Source organism: Sphingomonas aquatilis, assembly GCF_014196115.1.
Taxonomy (GTDB): domain Bacteria; phylum Pseudomonadota; class Alphaproteobacteria; order Sphingomonadales; family Sphingomonadaceae; genus Sphingomonas; species Sphingomonas aquatilis.
This window is the reverse complement of sequence record NZ_JACIDB010000003.1, coordinates 81,067-100,511: the sequence shown is the minus strand read 5'-3', so window position 1 is coordinate 100,511 and position 19,445 is coordinate 81,067. Positions and strand designations below refer to the sequence as shown.

Below are 19,445 nucleotides of genomic sequence, written 5' to 3'. Positions count from 1 at the left end.
ACCACCTTCTTTTTACACTAGACCAATATCGACCCACTGCAAAGCGGGCGCCCTGTGAACACCCATCGACGCCGGACCGCCCATTACCCGATCCCCGCACGACTCGTCGCCGGTCAGGCTCGGTTCAGCCTGTTCGTGATAGGGTAAGAAGCATGAAAAAGCCCCTGCTCCTCGTCGGCGTCGCCCTGGCGCTGACCACCGCCGCGGCCTCCGCCGCCAAGCCGCAACCCACGCCGGACGAGCAATTGCAGACCGCGCTTGCCGGACGCGTCGCCGGCAAGCCGACGAGCTGCATCAATCTCGCCAGCGTCACCTCGACCCGCATCATCGACGGCAAGGCGATCCTGTATCGCGTCGGCGGACGCCTCTACCTCAACGAACCGCGATCGGGTGCGCCGTCGCTGCGCGACGACGACATTCTGGTGACCAACACCATCGGATCGCAATTGTGCAGCATCGACACGGTCCGCCTGGTCGACCGTGCCTCGCAATTCCCGCGCGGCTTCGTCTCGCTGGGCGATTTCGTCCCCTATACGTTGCCCGCCAAGGACACGCTGCGCTGATGGCATCGGGGGTCGTCCCGCGTTAGGGGGCGGGATGGACCTCGATGACCAGATGCGCCGCTATTTCGGCACCGCCGACCTCGGTGCCGTGCCGCCGGCGGCCTATGACGCCGGGATCGAGCGGATGCAGGTCGATCTCGGCCTCGAAACCGATCGCGCGCGACGGTTCGCCTTGTGGACATTGCTGCACATGCTGGGCGCGGCACCGTCCCTCGACATCGTCTTTCCCGACGCCGCCGATCGCGATGCCGCGCGCAACTGGATGGAATTGACCGAGCGGCTCGCGGACGCGGCTACATCGCCACCACGCGACTGAGCCGCGACACGCCGCGCTCGTCGAACGCCTCCACCGCAACATAATAGCGCTGGCCGACGGTCAGCGCGCGCAGCGGCAACGTTGCCGCCTCGCCACGCGCGACCCGGTCGGCGAACACTTGGTAGGTCAGTGCCAGACGATCGGGGCGGATGCCCCAGCGCACATTATAGCCGACGGCGCCCGGCACGCGCCGCCAGCGGATCGTCGCATCACGCGTGTCCGCCGCGCGCGTCGCCGCAAGCAGCTCTGGCGCGCCCGGCGGCGGGCCATCGGCATTGCCGAACACGCGCAGGTCGCTGATCGCGAGGTGCGCGCCCCCGATATGGCCGTGAACGTAGCGGACGTAGCGGGTGCGCGCTGGCTGCGGCATTTCGATATAGGTGTTGGGCCGATCGCGACGCGGCCCGTCGGTCGTGGCGAGCGGCCGCCACGTCCGGCCGTCAAGCGACTGTTCCAGTCGAAACTCGGTATAGATATCCGGCGCATCGCCAAAGCGGCCCGCTTTGTAATCGGCAAAGTTGACCTGCACCGCACGCACCGTCTTCGGCCCGCCCAGATCGATCGTCAGCGTCGCACCCGGTGCCTCGCTGGGCGACAGCCAGAAGGTGCGCGGGTTTTCGTCGGTCGCCTGGTCCGGCGCGAAGCCGGGAACGCTCGCGCTCGCCGTCGCCGGCTTGCGATAAGACAGCAGCATCCAGCCGGTGAACAGCGAATCCGGGTCGCTGAAGCGGCGCGTCGGCATGCGCTGCGGAAAGTCGCCGAAGCGCGTCGACACGCGCATCTGCCCGTCCGCGTCGAACACCGTCGGCCACATCCCGATCCGCCGCTCGAACGTCCAATTGTAGCCGATCCACGGCGTACCGGTATTCCACCAATTGCCGTTCAGATCCTGGAACGTATTGCCGTGCCCTGCCCCCTGCACGAACCCGCCGGGCTTGTAGCCGACGGGGTTGTAGGCGGCGTAGGTGAACGGCCCCATCGGCGACGTGCCGACATAGGTGCCCGTGGCATAGGCGTTATACTCGGTGCCGGGCGCGCCATATTGCAGATAGTAGCGGCCGCCGACCTTCGTCATCCAAGCCCCCTCCATGAAGGGCTTGATCGGCGTGCCGTTCGGTAACGTGCCGCTATGATCCTGACCGAACCGTTCCCAGCCGTGATGATCGGGATCGAGCAGGATGAACGATGCGCGAGGCGTGCCATAGGTCATCTTGCCATCGGCGAAGTGGACCGGCGCGCCGTAGATCGGAAAGACGTTCGACGAGTTCCAATAGAGATACCAGCGCTTGTCGTCGTCCTGGAACAGGTCGGGGTCCCACGGGCCCGGCGGCACCTGCCCCGGCTTGATCGTATCCTCCAGCCCCGACTTTACCGCGCCGGGCAGCGGCGGCATGCGGCGGACGAAATAGTCGATTTTACCGCTCGCCGGGTCTTCGGTGCTGTAGATCGTGCCCTGCGTCGTCATCGACGGCATGATGAGCAAACGCTGGCCGTCCGACGTGACGGCGGGCGCGACGATCCCTTCGGCCGGCCAGCGGCTTGGCGTGATGAAGTGCCACGTGAGGAGGTCGGTCGATCGCCAATATCCGTCGGCGAGCGTCAGGAACAGATAATAGGCGCCCTTGAACGGCACGATGACGGGATCGGCGCCGGTGCGATACGACACGCCCTCGTTCACCTGCTCGAAATTGTAGCGATAGTCGATGTCGACCGGATTGGCGTAGGTCTGCGGCGTCGCGGCCGCCAGGATCGAGAGCAGCAGGGTCATCGGTGCGCCTGTACGAAGAGGTTGGTGGTCAGCCGCCCGACGCGCGGGTCGGCGGACAGCGGCATGTCGGCGGGGATGATGCCCGAATGGAGCAGGCAACCCTGATAGAGGACGACACGGTCCCGCTTCGCCGCGACCGCGCCGATCTGGTCGAACGCGGCGTTGCTGGCATTGGTATAGCCTGACAGCAGAGCGCTATCGCGGCGGGCGGCCGCGACGAAGGCGTCGCGGTTTCTGGCATCGACCCGTTCGATCCCGGTGCTGCGCTGGCGATAGAAGGCGGTGCCGCTGCCCGACGTATCGGACAGATAGTGGAGCACGGCGAGATAGCCGGGATCGACCGCATCGAAATGCGGCGCGCGTTGCGCCGGTGACAGCGTGGCGGGCGGCGCCGTGACCATCGAGAAGCTACCCTCGATCCAGTCGAAGCCCTCGACGTCGAACGCCCCGCCGATGAAGGGCGCCAGCGTCTGGAGCAGCGCGGTCGCATAATCATGCGCCGCGCCGTCCGCCGGCGTCAGCACCCGCCGCACGCCGGGATAATAGCTGCCCGCCACCGCCGGAAACGGCGCCAGTGCCGCGGCCAGATCGACGATCCGGCCGACATCGCCGACGACATCGTCGACCACGACGACGGGACTGTCACTAGCCCCGACCCGGATCAGCCGCGGCGTCATGCGAACGCCGCGGACACGCAGGCAGACGCGGGGATCGTCACGACCCCCGCCCCCGTCGGATCAGAAGCTGAACTTCGCACCGACCTGGAACGACCGCGGGACACCCGTCGTGCCGTCGCCGTCATTCTTCTTGATCGGGTTGGTGCCCGATCCGGCGCCCCAAGCCGAATAGTTGCGGTTGATCGAGTCGAACAGGTTGAACGCAGCGAAGCTGACTTCCAGCCCGCGGCCCCAAGGCAAGTTGAACGTCTTCGAAATGCGGGCATCGACACTGCCGTAACCGACGACCTCACCCGGCCAGAAGACGCCACCGAAGTTACCGTAGCAGCAGGCGTTTTCGGGCGGGTTGGAGCGGAAGATGACGTTGCCGAACGACGGACCCGAGCTGAACGTGCCGGTCAGCGAGACCTTCGTATCCCACGGACCGCGCGCGATGCCGGTGCCGACGAAGCGCCACTTTTCGACGCCCGCGACATAGTTCATGCCATAGGCACCGAAGCGCGGTGCGTTGTACAGTTCGTCACCCTGCAGTTCCTGCGGCACGTTCGAGCGTGCGCGCTGCAGCGTCAGCGTCGAGGTGAAGCCCCACCTCGACCCGGTCACGAACGGCTTTTCCGCAGTGAAGTAGATCGCAGTGTAATAGGCCTTGCCGTCGTTCGAGCCGATGTTCAGCTTGCCCGAATAGCCCGGCAACTGGCCCGACTCTGGGAAGTTGTCCTCGATCCACTGGTCGCCCTGCGTGGTGTATTGACCGTTGGGCAGGCGGTTGCCGCGCACGAACTTGAAGATGTTGTGGCTGCGGACGTGGCTGAACGTCACCGCCGTTTGGATGCCGCCGAAGCGCTTGCGCACGCCGAAGTTGAACTGGTCCGAATAGGGCAGCTTGGTGTCGTTGTTGAGCAGCCAGACGTCACCACCCAACCCCGATGCGGTCACCGCCGAGCGCAGGCCATCGACCGTCTTCAGCGACGCATTGTAGGCGAGGTAGTTGTTCGGCAGCACGCCGCCGTTGGATGCGCGCGCCTGCGCACAGGTCGGCTGGCCGGCGCCATCGCAGAAATACACCGTCGGCGCCGACTGGTAGATCGCCTTCACCGTTTCGATGCCCGCCGTGATGAACAGCGGACGATCGTAATAGCGCCCGGCGCCAGCGAACAGGATCGTGTCGCGATCGCCGTACACGTCGTACGACACGCCGAGGCGCGGCTGGAACGCCTTCCAGTAGGGCTTACGGTTGTTGCCGGTCGAGATATAGTCCTCGGGGTTAATCCCCGCGGCCTTCCAGCCTTGATAGTTACGCAGCGCAGTCGCGATACGCGCGGGGGTTACGAAATTCTCGTTCTTCGCGTTGCTCTCGTAATCCCAGCGGATACCGGCATTGATCGTCCAATGCTCGTCGGGCGACCAATCGTCCTGCAGGAACAGGCCCACCTGCGTATTGTTCGCTGTCGCGGCACGCACCGGCACCGTCGTCACCGAAGCCGCGATGGGAGTCGATGCGTCGAAAGTGGTGTAGGACGGCGCAGCGAAGAAGAAGGTGCCGTTGCTGCGGAAGTCCTCCGAGCGGCCGTACTTGTTGAACGACAGGCGCACGCCTGCCTTCACGATGTGCTTCTCACCGAAGAAGGTGACGTTGTCCTTGATCGTCCAGCTCTTCTGATCGTCGAACTGTTGGAACGAGGCGGCGCCCAGTTCCGCCTGCGTATCGAGCGACGCACCGACGCCGACCGGACCCGATGCCGGTCCCTGCGACAGAATGATCTCAGGCCCGTTGCTGACCCGCGGGGTACCGTTGAACACCTTCTGGTACGCGCCGGTGAACTCGTTGAGGAAGCCCTCGCTGCGGTGGGTCCATTCCAGCTGGTACGTGTCGTTATTGCTGGTCAGGAACCGGCCATGCGACGGGACCGACGTTCCCTGGAAGTCAGCCAGATTGCTCTCGCGGCGCAGGAACGCACTAGCGTTGATCGTGTCCTTTTCGCCCGCGAACAGCGTCAGCTTGCCGAAATACAGGCGCTGCTTGAAGCTCTGCGGATAACTACCGTTGAACTGGCTGGCGATCGCCTGCGGCACGTTCGGCACCGCGACGCCGTTAACGTTGCGGGTCGTCAGCAGGTTGATTGCATTCGACGGCAGCTTCTGATCGGTCGCCTCGAACGCGCCGTAGAAGTGCAGCACGTCCTTGATGATCGGACCGCCCAGATCGGCGCCGTACTGCTTGCGATCGTAATCCGCCTTCGGGCGGCCCTCGCGGTTGTTCGTCTTGCCGGGCCGATCGAAATACGGAATGCCGATGAAGGCCTTGGGCTGCCATTCGCCGAAGATATCGCCGTGGAAGCTGGTGCCGCCGGTTTTCGTCACCGCGCTGATGATGGCGGATCCGGCCTGTTCGTATTCCGCCTTGAAGTTCTGCGTATCGACGCGGAATTCCTGCACGGCAAGCTGCGGGAAGGGGTTGCCGCGACTGAAGTTCTGGCCCGCGACGCCGCCGTGATTGACGGCGTTCTTCTGGCTGAGGCCGTCGATGAAGACGTTGATGTTGTCGGCACTGACCGCACCGGCCTGCACCTGGCGGCTGCCCGGCGAGGTCGAGATCGCGACGCCCGGCGCGAGCGCGGCGAAGTTCAGGAAGTTGCGATCGTTCTGCGGCAGGCTGTCGATCTGCTGCGTCGACACATTGGTCGACACGATCGCCGAGCGGACTTCCTGCCCACGGCGACCCGTGACGACGATGTCGGTGCCCGTGCCTGCGTCCGTGCCGGCGGTATCTGCCACAGGCGCCGCCGCACCGATGTCGAAGGTTACGACCTGACCGACCGGAATGACCAGCTGCTCGGCAGGCAGACCGGTCGCCTCGACGCGATAGGTGCCCGGGCGCAAGCCCGCGATGGTGTAGCTGCCGTCGGCATTGACGCGGCCGCTGATGCGCTGGCCGGTATTCACGTCGGTCGCAGTAACGGTCGCGCCTGCCTGCGCACCGGTCACGCGGCCGCGCAGCGTCGAGTTGATCTGCGCCATCGCCGGCGCGCTGATGACCAGCGTCGCGGCGAGGGCCGCTGCCGAAATGCCGCGCCCGAAGCGCGCACGATGAATCCTGGATGCCATTTCAAACCCCTCCACGTCGGTCCCATCGCCCCGTTTTTGCTCCCGTGGAAACCGCCGACGCGCGACGGCTCCACGGATCGCGGAGGGCGTATGGAACCGGTTACTCGCCCGCGTAACCGGTTACAACCGCCTGCCTGCCGCGCCGGTCAGGATCGGTTCATTATCCGCCGGATTGTTGCTTGCGTGTCACAGTCGGTGGCGCGGGGAGCCGCTCAGCCGACTTTCGGCGCCTGGCAGTGGCGCGCGATGAAGGCTTCGTGCGTCGGCAGGCCGGCGGCGACATCGGCGACCACGTCCTCGACATCCTTCAGGAAAGCGGTGGTTTGTTCGGCGGGAATCATGTCGACCATCGGGTCGTGATGCGCCGGCAACCCCTGGCCCAGCAGCACCTGTACCCAGCTTTCCTCGCGGAACAGTTCGGCCTTCGCATGCATGAAGAACCGGCCCGAGGATCGGAACAGCTCCAGCCGTTCGGTCAGGCTGTCGGGCACGGCCATGTGCTTCAGATAGCGCCAGAACTCCGTGTCCTCGCGCGCCGTCACCTTGTAATGCGCGATGATGAAGTCGCGCACGTCGCGATATTCGAAATCGGTCTGGCGGTTGTATTCGTCGGTGTCGGCGGCGTTGAAGCCGCGCCCGGGGAACAGCGCGATCAGCCGCAGGATGCCGGTCTGGATCAGGTGAATGCTGGTCGACTCGAGCGGCTCGAGGAAGCCGCCGGCCAGACCCAGCGCGACGACGTTCTTCTCCCATGCGCGGTGGCGCTTGCCGGGGCGGAAGCGGACGGGGCGCGGATCACCGAGCGCGGGCGTGTCGAGATGTTCCAGCAGCGTCGTCGCCGCCGCCTCGTCCGACACGAAGCGGCTGGCGTAGACATGGCCGTTGCCGGTGCGATGCTGCAACGGGATGCGCCACTGCCAGCCCGCCCCGTGCGCGGTCGCGCGCGTGTACGGCGTGAGTGGCCCCGTCCCGCGCGCGCTCGGCACCGCGAGGGCTCGGTCGCACAGCAGCCACTCGCTCCAGTCCTCATAGCCCACGCCCATCGCGTCGCCGATCAGCAGACCGCGCATGCCGGAGCAGTCGACGAACAGGTCGCCATCCACCGTGCGGCCATCGGCGAGCACGACATGGTCGAGGAAGCCGTCACTGCCACGGCGGTTGGCGGCGACGATGCGCCCTTCGATCCGCTCGACGCCCGCCGCCTCTGCCCGGCCGCGCAGGAAGCGCGCGAACAGCGAGGCATCGAAATGATAGGCGTAATCGATGTCGGCGATCGGCGATTGCGGATTGCTGGGGTCGGGCATCGCGAAGCGGTTCATCCGCGCCGCCAGCGTGTTGAGCGCATAATGGTCGAGGTGCTTCGCCCGCCCTGCCGCGCGCTCCTTCAGCCAGAATTGATGGCAGTGCAGCCAGTACAGATCCTGCCCGATCTTGCCGAAGCCGTGGATGTAGCTGTCGCCGGGCGCGCCCCAGTTGCGGAATTCGATGCCGAGCTTGAACGTCGCCTGCGTCGCGCGGACCATTTCGAACTCGTCGATGCCGGCAAGGCCGTTGAAGGTGCGGATCGCCGGGATGGTCGCTTCGCCGACGCCGATCGTGCCGATCTCTTCCGATTCGATCAGGCGGATCGTGTAGGCGCCCAGCGTCAGGCGAGACAGCAGGGCCGCAGCCATCCAGCCGGCGGTGCCGCCGCCGACGATCGTGATCGTCTTGAGCGGGGGATTGGGATGGGCGTCGGTCATCGAAGGCTCGCTCAACATAGTACGTCCCAATAGCCGTCATCCCCGCGCAGGCGGAGATGACAGGCGGGCTTATCTCACCCGAGCCATCCCCCGGTGAAGCCCGCGCGCTGCAAGCCGCGGCGGATCGCGGGCGATCGGCGCATGACGCGCCAAACACCCTCGTCGCGGGTGTTCGCGATAGCGCCAGCGATCGCGCCCTGGTCGATGCCCAGGTAATCGCGCGCCACCCAGCCACTCTTGGGGTCGACCGATCCCGTCTCCAGCTTGACGTCGGGATAGCGGAACGAGGGGTTGAAGCTGTCGAGGAAGCCGTATTTGCCGTACAGGTGCGGCCAGCGCTGCATCGCGTTCGCCGCGGGTATGCAAATCTCGGGCGCGAAGGCGAGGCTGCCCAGCGCCGCGGTCGGCGCGATCGTGCCGTCGTCGCGCTCGTCGGGCTGGCCGAGCGGTCCGCGCGCGGCATAGCCGAAGAACTCCGCGGTCCGCCCCTTGAACGGCAGCTGGAAATTGCCGGGGCCGTCACAAGCAGTCAGGCCCCAGATGTCGCGCGAATAGCCGTCCCAGTGCATCGGATTGGCGATGCAATAGGCGCGATTGGCATAGGTCGCGCGGCGGCTGTTGTCGAAATAATCGAAGCCGGCCTGCCGCATCGTCGCATCGCGGATGCCACGGAAGTCGATCCACATCTGGCTGTATTGATGGCCGAACAGCGGCGCGAAGGCGAGGTGCCGCGTGTCCCCCTGCCCGCGCCAGAAGGCGGGATAGGTCTGCGCCCAGGCGTCCCACGCCCCGTCGGCGAGTGACCGGCCGCGGCTGCCGAGGCCGACGACATAGACCATCATCCCCTCGTTATACCCATCCCACGCGCGCTCGATGAAGCCCTTGCCGGGATGCCAGCCCATCGACACGGTGCCGCGCGCGTTGGTGAACCACGGCCAGTCGGCGCGATCGGTGATCGTTTCCGCGAGCCGGCGGATCTCCGCCTCCACCGGATCGACCTGATCGTACCAGGCACCGGCGAACAGGATGCCGAGGAACAGCAATGTCGTGTCGACGCTGGACAGCTCTGTGTCGCGATAGCGCTGCCCGGTTTCCATATCGAGGAAGTGGTAGAAGAAGCCCTTGTGCCCGGTCATGCCGGTCGGCGCATCGCCCTGCGGCGCGGTCGCGAAGAAGCGCAGCGTCGTCAGTGTCAGGTCGCGGGCTTCTTTGCGCGTGATCCAGCCGCGTTCCACCCCGATCGGATAGGCGGTCAGCGCGAAGCCGACCGCGGCGATGCTGGCGAAGGACGGCGTCGGCCAGCGGTCGGGCACCAGCCCGTTCTTGCGATTGGCGAGGTCCCAGAAATAGCGGAAGGTGCGCTGTTCGAGGTCGCCGAACCATGCCGGCAGCGTGGTTGCGGCAGGGGCGGCCAGCGCGTGGCGGGGCAGCGCACTCGCGGCGGCGGCAAGCGGCGCATGGCGCAGCAGCGCACGGCGATCGAGAGACAGGGTCATGACGTAAGGGCTTCCGTGGTGGTGCGGATGACGAGATCGGTGGCGACGACCTGCGTGTCGGGGGTCAGCGTGCCGCCCTGTAGCGCGTCGATCAGCCGCGCGACGGCCCGCGCGCCCATTTCGGCGAGCGGCACGCGCATCGTGGTGAGGCCGAGATACCGTGCGAGCGGAATGTCGTCGAAACCGGTGACCGCGACGTCGCCCGGTACTGACAGGCCCTGTTCGCGCAAGGCCGCGAGCACGCCCAGCGCCATCATGTCGTTGGCCGCGACGATGCCATCGAACGCGACGCCGCGCGCGCGCAGCATCGCAACCGCCGCCGCGCCCGAATCCTCGCGGAAGTCGCCCTCGATCACCACCGGTTCGATGTCGGGCGCGTGATGCGCCATCGCGGTGAGGAATCCCTCGCAGCGTTCGCGCGCGTCGATATTGCCCGCAGGCCCGCCGACATGGACCAGCCGCCGCCGCCCGGTCGCGGCGAGGTGCGCGACGACCGTCGCGATCCCTTCGGCATTGGCGATGCGAAAGCCGGCGCGCCCTGCCCCGTCGAGCGAATTGACCAGTACCGCCGGCACGCCGCCCGGCAGCGCCTCGCGCAAGCCCTCCGCATCCAGCTGCGGCGCCATGACGATCAGCCCGTCGACGCGCCCGCGCATCGATCGCATTGCCTGCGCCGCCAGCTCGGCATCGGCGTGCATGTTGGACAGCAGCAGGTGATAGCCGCGCGCGCCGACCTCACGATCCATGCCGCGCACGATTTCGGAAAAGAACTCGCCGTGCAGGTCGGGCAGCACCACGCCGATCGCATGGCTGCGCGCCAGCGACAGGCTGCGCGCGCCGGCGTGCGGCACATAGCCCAGCGCCTTGGCCGCCGCGAGCACGCGGGCGCGCGTGTCGGGATGGACACTGCTATGGCCATTCAACGCACGTGAGACAGAAGCGACCGATACTTCAGCGACTTGCGCGACGTCGCGGATCGTGGCCGATGCCGACTTCAACCCTTGTCCTCCCCCTGCCGTCCGCTGGCCGCGAACGATCATCCGCGCGTGAACCGACACGTCTTGTACCGCACGCCCGGCCTGTGTAACCGGTTACAGGCAACGGTCAACGCGAAAAGCCGGAAGCATCCGTGCAAGCGCGGACGCTGGACGATAGCAGATCAGGGGAGAGGCTGGAACATGACGGATCATACCATTTCGCGCCGCGCGGCGCTGCTCGGCGCGGGCGCGGTCGCCGCCTGGGCGGCCAGCCCGGCGCGCGCGCTACTGGCGGAGGCGGACGGCGTCGCATTGCCGCCGCGGGTCGAGGCGATCCTGGCGGCCATGACGCTGGAGGAAAAGGCGGGACAGCTGCAGCTCAACGCCGCGGCGTGGAGCGGTGGCGTCGCCACCGGCCTCAACCCACCGTCGAACGGGCCGAGCTTCGACGGCCAGGTCGCCGACGCGGTCGCGGGCAAGCTGACCGGCGTGTTCAACGGCAACGGCGCGGAAATGGCGCGGCGGATGCAGAGCGCGGTCATGCGCGATTCGCGCCTGAAGGTCCCGCTGATCTTCGCCGCCGATGTCATCCACGGCCACCGCACGATCTTCCCCGTGCCGGTCGCCGAAGCCGCCAGCTTCGATCCCGATCTGGCGATGCGCACCGCGCGCATGGCGGCGTTCGAGGCGGCGGCGGCCGGCATCGACTGGACCTTCTTCCCGATGGTCGACATCGCACGCGACCAGCGCTGGGGCCGCACGATGGAGGGCGCGGGCGAGGATGTGCTGCTCGGCAACCTGTTTGCCGCGGCGCGCGTGAAGGGCTTCCAGGGCAAGAGCCTCGACGCGAACGATGCCGTCATGGCCTGCGTCAAGCATTTCGCCGCTTATGGCGCGGCGGAAAGCGGCCTCGACTATAATATCGTCGACCTGTCCGAACGGACGCTGCGCGAAGTCTATCTGCCGCCATACAAGGCCGGCTTCGATGCCGGCGCGATGAGCGGCATGGCCTCGTTCAACGAGATCGACGGCATCCCGTCCACCGGCAACCCCTGGCTGATGAAGCAGGTGCTGCGCGACGAGTGGAAGTTCCCGGGCATCATCGTGTCCGATTACACCGGCGACGAAGAGATGATCGCCGCGGGCTTCGCCAAGGACGGCAAGGACGCCACGCGCATCGCCTTCCTGGCGGGCGTCGATATGAGCATGCAGTCGAACTATTACGCACAATACCTCCCCAGTCTGGTGCGTGAAGGCGTGGTGCCGCAGGAGGTGCTCGACCGCTCGGTGCGGCGCGTGCTCGCGGTCAAGCAGATGCTCGGCCTGTTCGACGACCCCTTCCGCCGCATCGACCGCAAGCGCGAAGTGGCGCGGTCGCGGACCAAGGCGGCGATCGCACTGTCGCGCGAGGCGGCGCAGAAATCGATGGTGCTGCTGAAGAACGACGGCGACCTGCTGCCGCTCGACCCCGCCCGCAAGATCGCGCTGATCGGCCCCTTCGCCAGCGGCCAGCACGACCTCAACGGCCCATGGGTCGTCTATGGCGACAACAAGCAGGCGATCGACCTCGCCACCGGCCTGCGCAATGCGGGCGTCGCCAATGTCACGGTGACGCAGGGGTCGAACGTCGAGGAGTCGCTTGCCGGTGGCATCGACGCGGCGGTCGCGGCGGCGCAGGCCGCGGATGTCGTCGTGCTCGCGATCGGCGAGAGCGAGAATATGTCGGGCGAGGCGCAGTCGCGCACGTCGATCACCGTGCCCGCGCCGCAGATGGCGCTCGCCGAAGCGGTGGCGAAAACGGGGAAGCCGATCGTCGTCCTGTTGAAGAACGGCCGCGGCCTCGCGCTGGAAGGCGCGGTGAAGGACGCACCCGCGATCCTCGTCACCTGGTTCCTCGGGTCGGAAACCGGCAATGCCATCGCCGACGTGCTGTTCGGCAAGGTCGGGCCCTCGGGCCGCCTGCCGCTGAGCTTCCCGTATGAAAGCGGGCAGGAGCCTTATTATTACGCGCACAAGGCGACCGGCCGCCCCGCCCCCGCCGGCCCGCGCCAGCCGTACAAGGCGCAATGGCGCACCGCGCCCAATGCCGCGCTCTATCCGTTCGGCCACGGCCTGACCTATGGCGCGGTCAGCTACGACGCGCCCGTCGTGCCAGCGACGCTGCCATGGGATGGCAAGATCACCGTGTCGGCCACGGTGACCAACACGGGCAAGCGCGCGTGCGAGGAACTGGTACAGCTGTATATCCACGACCGTGTCGCCAGCATCACGCGGCCGGTGCGCGAGATGAAGGCGTTCCGCAAGGTTGCGCTAAAGCCCGGCCAGAGCGAGACGGTGACGTTCACGCTCACCCGCGCGCAGTTGGAATTCCTGGGCAAGGATCTGGCGCCGACGGTCGAGCCGGGCACGTTCGACGTCTGGATCGCGCCGTCCGCCCAGGCCGACGGCGTCCACGGGACGTTCGATCTGGTGCGCTGAATGCCCATAGCGCGATGACAGGGCGTTGATCCCACCGCACCGTTCGCCCTGAGCCTGTCGAAGGGCGGGGCGCCCCTTGCAAGGTCCGTCCTTGCGGGCGCCTGTGCTTCGACAGGCTCAGCACGAACGGGTCTCCGTCATGCCGTCCGGCTCTATGCCTACCGACGCGGGCGGATCGGGTTGAACGCCATTACCAGCGCGGACAGCGCGAAGCAGCCCAGCGGGATCAGCGCGATCGTCGTCCGCATGGTCGCCAGCATCTCGGGCGTCTGCGCCACATTGGCGACATAGCCCGCCTGCCCGAACGCCTGGCCGATCACCACCGTCGCCAGGCCGATCGCAACCCGCTGCAACAGCGCGGCGAGGCCGAACAGCGTGCCCTCGACCCGCACGCCGGTGGTGCGCTGACCATGGTCGACCGCATCGGGCAGCATCGCCCAGAAGGCGAAGTGCAGGCCGACCGTCGCTGCCTGCATCGCGATCAGGAACAGCTGCGCCGTGCCCGCCCGGGTGACATCGGCCAGCGCGAAGACGATCAGGCCGACAGCACACAGGCCGACCGCAACGAACCACAGCCGCCGCACGCCGATGCCGCGCGCCACCGCCATCCACGCCGGCACCGCCACCGCGCTCACCGCCATCATCGACGCCAGCGCCAGCTGCCCCGCGCCCTCGTCGCCCACCGCATATTTGAAATAATAGAGCACCGATTTGTTGAGCACGGTGGTCGCGACGATCATCGCCATCATCGCCCCCGCCAGCGTCACGAATGCCAGGTTGCGCGCCGCCAGCAACAGCGAGGTGCCGATCGAGGGCACCGGCCCTACCGGCCCGTCCTGCGCCGCGATCGCATCGCGGAACGTCCAGCCGACGCCAACCAGCACGAGGCTGGCGATCCCGGCAAACAGCCACGCCGCGCCCAGGAAGGCGCGCGGCCCCTCCCCCACCTGCATCAGCGCGCCGCCCAGCGGCACCGTTCCAATCGCCACCACCACCGCGGCGAGCGTGCCCGCCAGCATGCGCAATCCCGCGACGAACGAGCGGTCGCGATCGTCGCCACTCACCCGCGCCGACATGGCGAGATAGGGGATGTTGACGCAGGCGTAGGCGGTGCGGAACAGCAGATGGCCGACGACGACGAACACCGTCGCCGCCACGCCCGTCACCGGCGGCGGCGCATAGGCGGCGACGAACGCGAGCCCCAGCGGCACCGCGCCCCCGACCAGCGCCAGCCGATAGCGGCCGGGTGCGGCGTGCCGATCGACCAGCGCGCCGACCGCAAAACTGACGATCCCGTCCCACACCGACGCGGCGAAATAGATCGCCGCCGCCGCCTCCACCCCGATGCCGAGCGCGTCGGTGTAATAGAACAGCAGGTAGAGCATGGCGCTCTGCCAATAGAGGTTGAAGGCGAAGTCGCCGGCCGCGAAGCCCGCAAGGCGCCATCGGCCGACGCGGCCCGGCTCACGCTGATCCTGCTCCATCCCCGCCCCATCGACTGCGCAGGCGGCGATGTCGAGAGCGCGTTACCCCAGCGTCCGGTCGAGCCAGCGCGCGAACAGCTGCGGCCACAGGCCGGCGGGCGCGTTGTCGGGGCCGATGCCGTATCCGTGGCCACCCTCTTCGAAGAAATGCGCCTCCGCCTTCACCTTCGCGGCCTTCAGCGCGGTGAGGAACAGCTCGCTATTCTGCCACGGCACCGCGCCGTCATCCATGGAATGGGCAAGGAAGGTCGGCGGGGTCGTCGCGGTGACATGCTGGGCGGGCGAACGCCGCGCCACCAATGCCGCATCCGGGTTCGGCCCCAGTAGCAATTGCGCGGACAGCGGGTGGGTGAGCGGCGGCGCGGCGGCGATCACCGGATAGAGCAGCCCGCCGGCATCCGGTCGCGCACTGCCCCGGTCCGCCGCGTCCCGTGGCGCATAGACGCGCTCGTCATACCCCGTCAGCAGCGAGGCGGCGAGGTGCCCGCCCGCCGAAAAGCCCAGCACCGCGACCTTGGCCGGATCGACGCCATATCGCGCCGCCCGCGCGCGGATCAGCCGCATCGCACGCTGGGCATCCTGCAACGGCACGTCGGCGCGCGGCGTCCAGCCCTCGCCCGGCAGGCGATAGGTCAGCACAAACACGGTATAGCCCAGTTTGGCGAACACGTTCGCCACGCCGACGCCCTCGTTGCGGATCGATACGAAGCTGTAGGCGCCGCCCGGCATGACCAGCAACGCCCGGCCGTTCGCCTTGGCGGGCTGGAAGACGTGCAGGTCCGGCATCGTCACGCCGGTGACGAAGGTGGGGCCGCGCCGGTCGAGGTCCTTGCGCGCCACGAACGGACCGCCCGGCGGCGCTCCGTCCCACAAGGGTATCCGCTCCGCCGCTTCCCAGGCCGGCGGCAGTTCGCCACCGCCGGGCGGCGTGTGCAACGGCTCGCGCGCCGCGGATGCCGCGCCGGCCACCATCGCAGCCGCGCCTGCGCCCAGCAGCAGCGCGCGCCGATCGATCCGTCCCGTGGCGTCGTCCATGCGGCCCTCCCTCGTCACTCCGGTCCGGACGGATGCCATAGCGGAGTCCCGGTGCATAGGCCGTCGCTGCCGGGCCACGATGGCGGAATGCGACCAGTGGCGATTGCCTTGGTGCGCCGCGGGAGTAAGAGGCGAGGCCGTGACCGCTACCGCCCTCGCCCGCCGGACCCGCGTCCTGTTCGCCGCTTGTGCGCTCGCCGCGATGGGTGTCGGCAACGCCGGGGCGCAATCGACGGGGTTCGATCTGGCAGGCCCGTCGCTGACGGTCAGCGTCACGCACGGCGGCGTCACGCTCCCTTTGTCGCAGGTGCCCAATCTGGCGGTGGGTGACCGCGTCCGCGTCGCGGTCGATCTGCCGCGGGCACAGGGCGCACGCTACCGGCTGGTGCTCGCCTTCCTGCGTGGCGCGACCAATCCGCCGCCCAAAGACTGGCTGTTCGACGCCGAACCGTGGAAGGCGAAGAAGGCGACGATCGACGCGACCGTTCCCGCGGGCGCGGAGCAGGCGATCGTGCTGCTGGTCCCCGATACCGGCGGCGCGCTGGATGCCGTGTCGTCGGCGATCCGGGGGCGACCCGGTGCGTTCGTGCGCGCATCGCAGGAGCTGAATCAGGCGATGCTCGACCGGGCGCGACTGGAGACGTTCATCGCCAACGTCACCCATCGCGATCCGGCGGAGCTGGCCGACGTTTCACCACAGCTCGCGCGCAGCCTTGCGGTGAAGCTCGATACCGATTGTCTGCTGCGCCAGCCCGATGCGCGCGCCGCCTGCCTGACGCAATCGAGCAACGCCGCCGTGCTCGCCGATGCGCAGACCAGCTCGATCGCGCAGACGCTGGCCGGGACGCCTGCCGACATCGCCTTGCAGCTCAGTTCGACGCCCCAGGCGGGCTATGGCTATTACAGCTCCTATATCGGCGTGATCCGCGACGTCGTGCGCCTGTTCGGCGCCTTCCAGTCGGCGCAGCTCCAGTTCATTCCGGCACTCGGCGTACAGCATGACGCGAGCACCGCGCTGCTGCTCAACACCGTACCTTCGTTCCGCAAGCCGCAATCGGTGCTGGTCGCCGCGCTGCCCGGCGTTGCCGCGCCGATCCTGCCGCCGCTGTCGGCGCGGGTGGATGGCGCGCTGTGCGCCAGCCGGCCCGGATTGTTGCTGCCCGTCGCGGGCGCGCCTTTGGTATTCGCGACCCGCTATGCCCGCGACCTGTCGCTGCGCGTGAAGAGCGGGGACGGACAGACGCGCGAGGTGCCGCTGACGATCGATCCGGTCGGCGGCGGCTTCGTCCTCGGCAAGACCGACGGTGCCTTCGGACCCAGCGCGGAGGCGACGGTCCGCGGCCTGTGGGGCTATCAGCCGTTCGAGGGGCCGACGTTCCGACTGGTGGCGACCGCGGGTCGCACGTGGCGGGTCGCGGACGACGCCACGCTGATCGTCGGGCGCGAAACGCCGCTACGGCTGGTTGGCGGCGCGGCGCCCTGCGTCACGCGCGTGGTGCTGGAACAGGCGGACGGTGCCGCCCGCCCGGTCGCCTGGACGGCAGCGGATGCGGACAGCCTGGCGCTGAAAGTGCCGCTCGCCGATGCGACGCCGGGGCCGGTGACGCTGGCGCTGTACGGCTATGGATCGGACCAGCCGCAACGGCTGGCCTTGCGCACCTTCGCCGAAACGAGCCGGATCGCCGGCTTCGACCTGCACGCCGGCGACCGACAGGGCGTGCTGACCGGCACGCGGCTGGATCAGGTCGCCAGCCTGGACATGGCGGGCGTGCTGTTCCGGCCTGGCGCGCTCGAGCGCTCCGGCACGGGCGACCGGCTGCCGATGGTGACGGACATGGCCGATGTCGGCGCCTTCCAGCCCAAACAGGCACGCGAGGCGAAGGTGACGCTGCGCGACGGCCGCCAGATCGCGCTGAAGGTGACGATCGGCGCCCCCCGCCCGCAGGCGACGCTGGTCGCGAAATCCGTGGAACGGGTCGGCCCCGCCCCCGCTTTACCGATCGCGCTGACGGGGGACGATCTGGTGCCGCAGGATGCGCGGCTGACCTTCTCGCTGCGGGTAGCGGGCGACGCGCGCCTCTCGCCCGGCGATGCGGTAGAGGTGACGGCAAGCGACGCCTCGCGATCCGTGACGGTGCCGCTCCAGCTCCAGGATGCGGAGGTGGGGATCGCCTCGCTCGTCCCCGCCACGGCACTGGGCGCATCGGCGCACGGGGCGCTGCGCTTCCGGCTGGTGCAAAGCGGCGTTGCGGGTCCGTGGCAGCCGCTCGCGACGCTGGTGCGCCTGCCGACGCTGACCGCCTGGCACTGCCCGAAGAGCGGGTCCTGCACGCTGACCGGCGACGCCCTGTTCCTGATCCGCAGCATCGCCAGCGGCGGACAGAGCGTGCCAGTGCCGGATGGATTTACCGGCGCTTCTATCGCCGTGCCGCCCCCGGCGGACGGGGCGCTGAGGCTGACGTTGCGCGACACGCCGCAGCCGGTGGTGACGGTGCGTCTGGCGCCATAGCCGGACAGGACGGCGCCACGCGCGGGGCATGCGGCGTGCTCCCACCGGAAGATGCCAGCCTCCGCCGGGATGACTGCCTGGGCGTTCCCGCTGCCCGCTAACGCCAGCCGGGCAGGTTGGCGGCGATCGCCGCGCCGATCCGATCGGCGATGATGCGCTGATCGCCGAGCGAGGGGTGCGCATTGCAGCCCCCGAAGGCGAGGCCCGTCACCGGCACGAAGACGATGCGCCGGTCCCCCGCCGCGCGCATGGCGCCGACCACCTTGCCTTCCTCCGCCGCGATCTCGCCATCGGCGAGGTCGGTCGCCCATAGAACGATGAGCGCATCCGGATCGCGCGCCCGCAGCGTCCGCAGGAAGCGCAAATAGGTCGCCTCGTAATCGGCGTGCAGCGCCGCGCGCGTCGCCCATCGCTCACCCGCGTGCAGCGGCGTGCTGAAGTCGTTCGTGCCGAGCGCCGCGACGATCACCTGCGGGTGCCACTCCGGCTCCGACGCCTGCGTCGCGCAATCGAACAGGACATACGGATACGCCTCGGGCAGTTTCGGTGCCGCGAAGCCATTATAGTTGCGCACGACGCCGCGACCGGAGATCGCGTTCACCTGATAATCCGCCCCATAACGCCGGGCCAGCATCGCGCCGAAGCCGCGGGACGTATCGGTCGTCGCCCATACATCCGCCTCCGAGCAGGTGCGTGTGGGCGATGTAACGCCATAGCCGACGGTGTGCGAGTCGCCGACGAACTCGATCTGTCGCGCACGGCGGGGCAGCGGCGCCGCCACAGTGCCGGGATCCGCGTAGTAAGGGCCGAGGCCGGTCGGCGCCGCCTGGCTTTCGGACGCGACCTCGACCCGTACGACATGGCGCGTGTTCGACAGCCCGCCGATCCGGTAGAGCCCCGGCGCGGGCTTGACGAGCGTGTCCACCGCCTGCCCGTCGACGAGGACATGGAGCGCCACGTCCCCCGCGCCCACCCGGAACAGCACGCCACCGCCGCGCACCGCCGTTTCCATATAGCCGCCCGGCCATTGGCGGACGATCCCCCCTCCGTCCCGCGCCGCGCGCCCATGGACCGCCATCGGCAGCGCAGTAAGGCGCGGCGGCGGGGTCGATACGCGCGTGACACGTTGTGCCAGGCCCGCGGCGGGCGCGGCCGCGATCAGGACCACGCTGGTCAGCCATCCCGTCATCGCCCGTCGCATCGCCCTCATCCTCTCCGCCGTGTGGCCCCCTCATGGCAGAGCAAGCACGGCAACGCCAAGGGTGCCTGCGCAGCGCCACCGTGTCTCTTAACGG

13 protein-coding genes are annotated in these 19,445 nt (G+C 68.3%); 4 read left to right on the top strand and 9 right to left on the bottom strand.

Translation table 11 applies throughout. The features are described 5' to 3' along the window. Nucleotides 1-152: 152 nt before the first annotated feature. Complete coding sequence (locus GGR47_RS09100; protein ID WP_147035126.1) at nt 153-563, top strand: hypothetical protein; 411 nt, start codon at nt 153-155, stop codon at nt 561-563. 34 nt (nt 564-597) lie between these two features. Continuing rightward, nucleotides 598-879 (top strand): hypothetical protein, encoded by a 282-nt coding sequence (locus GGR47_RS09095; protein WP_147035128.1) that lies wholly within the window; start codon nt 598-600, stop codon nt 877-879. Here GGR47_RS09095 and GGR47_RS09090 read toward each other — a convergent pair. The 6 genes from GGR47_RS09090 to GGR47_RS09065 all read right to left on the bottom strand — a co-directional run bounded on the left by GGR47_RS09090 (nt 857) and on the right by GGR47_RS09065 (nt 10,665). After that, complete coding sequence (locus tag GGR47_RS09090; protein WP_147035130.1) at nt 857-2,647, bottom strand: discoidin domain-containing protein; 1,791 nt, start codon at nt 2,645-2,647, stop codon at nt 857-859. The two genes, GGR47_RS09095 and GGR47_RS09090, sit on opposite strands and share 23 nt — an antisense overlap. Next, nucleotides 2,644-3,324, bottom strand: a complete 681-nt coding sequence (locus GGR47_RS09085) for a DUF6445 family protein (protein WP_147035132.1) — start codon at nt 3,322-3,324, stop codon at nt 2,644-2,646. The genes GGR47_RS09090 and GGR47_RS09085 overlap by 4 nt, the downstream gene beginning before the upstream one ends. A 60-nt stretch (nt 3,325-3,384) precedes the next feature. After that, nucleotides 3,385-6,429, bottom strand: a complete 3,045-nt coding sequence (locus GGR47_RS09080) for a TonB-dependent receptor domain-containing protein (protein WP_147035133.1) — start codon at nt 6,427-6,429, stop codon at nt 3,385-3,387. 212 nt (nt 6,430-6,641) lie between these two features. Further along, complete coding sequence (locus tag GGR47_RS09075) at nt 6,642-8,189, bottom strand: tryptophan halogenase family protein (RefSeq protein WP_147035135.1); 1,548 nt, start codon at nt 8,187-8,189, stop codon at nt 6,642-6,644. A gap of 56 nt (nt 8,190-8,245) precedes the next feature. Beyond that, complete coding sequence (locus tag GGR47_RS09070) at nt 8,246-9,667, bottom strand: glucoamylase family protein (protein WP_147035136.1); 1,422 nt, start codon at nt 9,665-9,667, stop codon at nt 8,246-8,248. Continuing rightward, nucleotides 9,664-10,665, bottom strand: a complete 1,002-nt coding sequence (locus GGR47_RS09065) for a LacI family DNA-binding transcriptional regulator (protein ID WP_147035138.1) — start codon at nt 10,663-10,665, stop codon at nt 9,664-9,666. Before GGR47_RS09065 ends, GGR47_RS09070 begins: the two co-directional genes overlap by 4 nt. Nucleotides 10,666-10,845: 180 nt before the next feature. Here GGR47_RS09065 and GGR47_RS09060 point away from each other — a divergent pair, with 180 nt between their 5' ends. Beyond that, nucleotides 10,846-13,122: a glycoside hydrolase family 3 N-terminal domain-containing protein gene (locus GGR47_RS09060; protein ID WP_147035140.1), complete on the top strand. Its 2,277-nt coding sequence runs from the start codon at nt 10,846-10,848 to the stop codon at nt 13,120-13,122. Between the two features lie 158 nt (nt 13,123-13,280). Here the strand turns inward: GGR47_RS09060 and GGR47_RS09055 are convergent, their stop codons facing one another. After that, complete coding sequence (locus GGR47_RS09055; protein WP_147035142.1) at nt 13,281-14,606, bottom strand: MFS transporter; 1,326 nt, start codon at nt 14,604-14,606, stop codon at nt 13,281-13,283. A gap of 42 nt (nt 14,607-14,648) precedes the next feature. Continuing rightward, a complete protein-coding gene (locus tag GGR47_RS09050; protein ID WP_147035144.1) occupies nt 14,649-15,641 on the bottom strand; it encodes an alpha/beta hydrolase in 993 nt (330 codons plus the stop codon). A gap of 139 nt (nt 15,642-15,780) precedes the next feature. Between GGR47_RS09050 and GGR47_RS09045 the strand changes: the two genes are divergently transcribed. Beyond that, the gene (locus GGR47_RS09045) at nt 15,781-18,150 is read left to right on the top strand and encodes a hypothetical protein (protein ID WP_147035146.1); all 2,370 of its coding nucleotides are present in this window, start codon (nt 15,781-15,783) and stop codon (nt 18,148-18,150) included. A gap of 97 nt (nt 18,151-18,247) precedes the next feature. Here GGR47_RS09045 and GGR47_RS09040 read toward each other — a convergent pair whose 3' ends face one another. After that, nucleotides 18,248-19,351, bottom strand: coding sequence for an SGNH/GDSL hydrolase family protein (locus tag GGR47_RS09040; protein ID WP_147035148.1), 1,104 nt, complete (start codon nt 19,349-19,351; stop codon nt 18,248-18,250). Nucleotides 19,352-19,445: the final 94 nt, after the last annotated feature.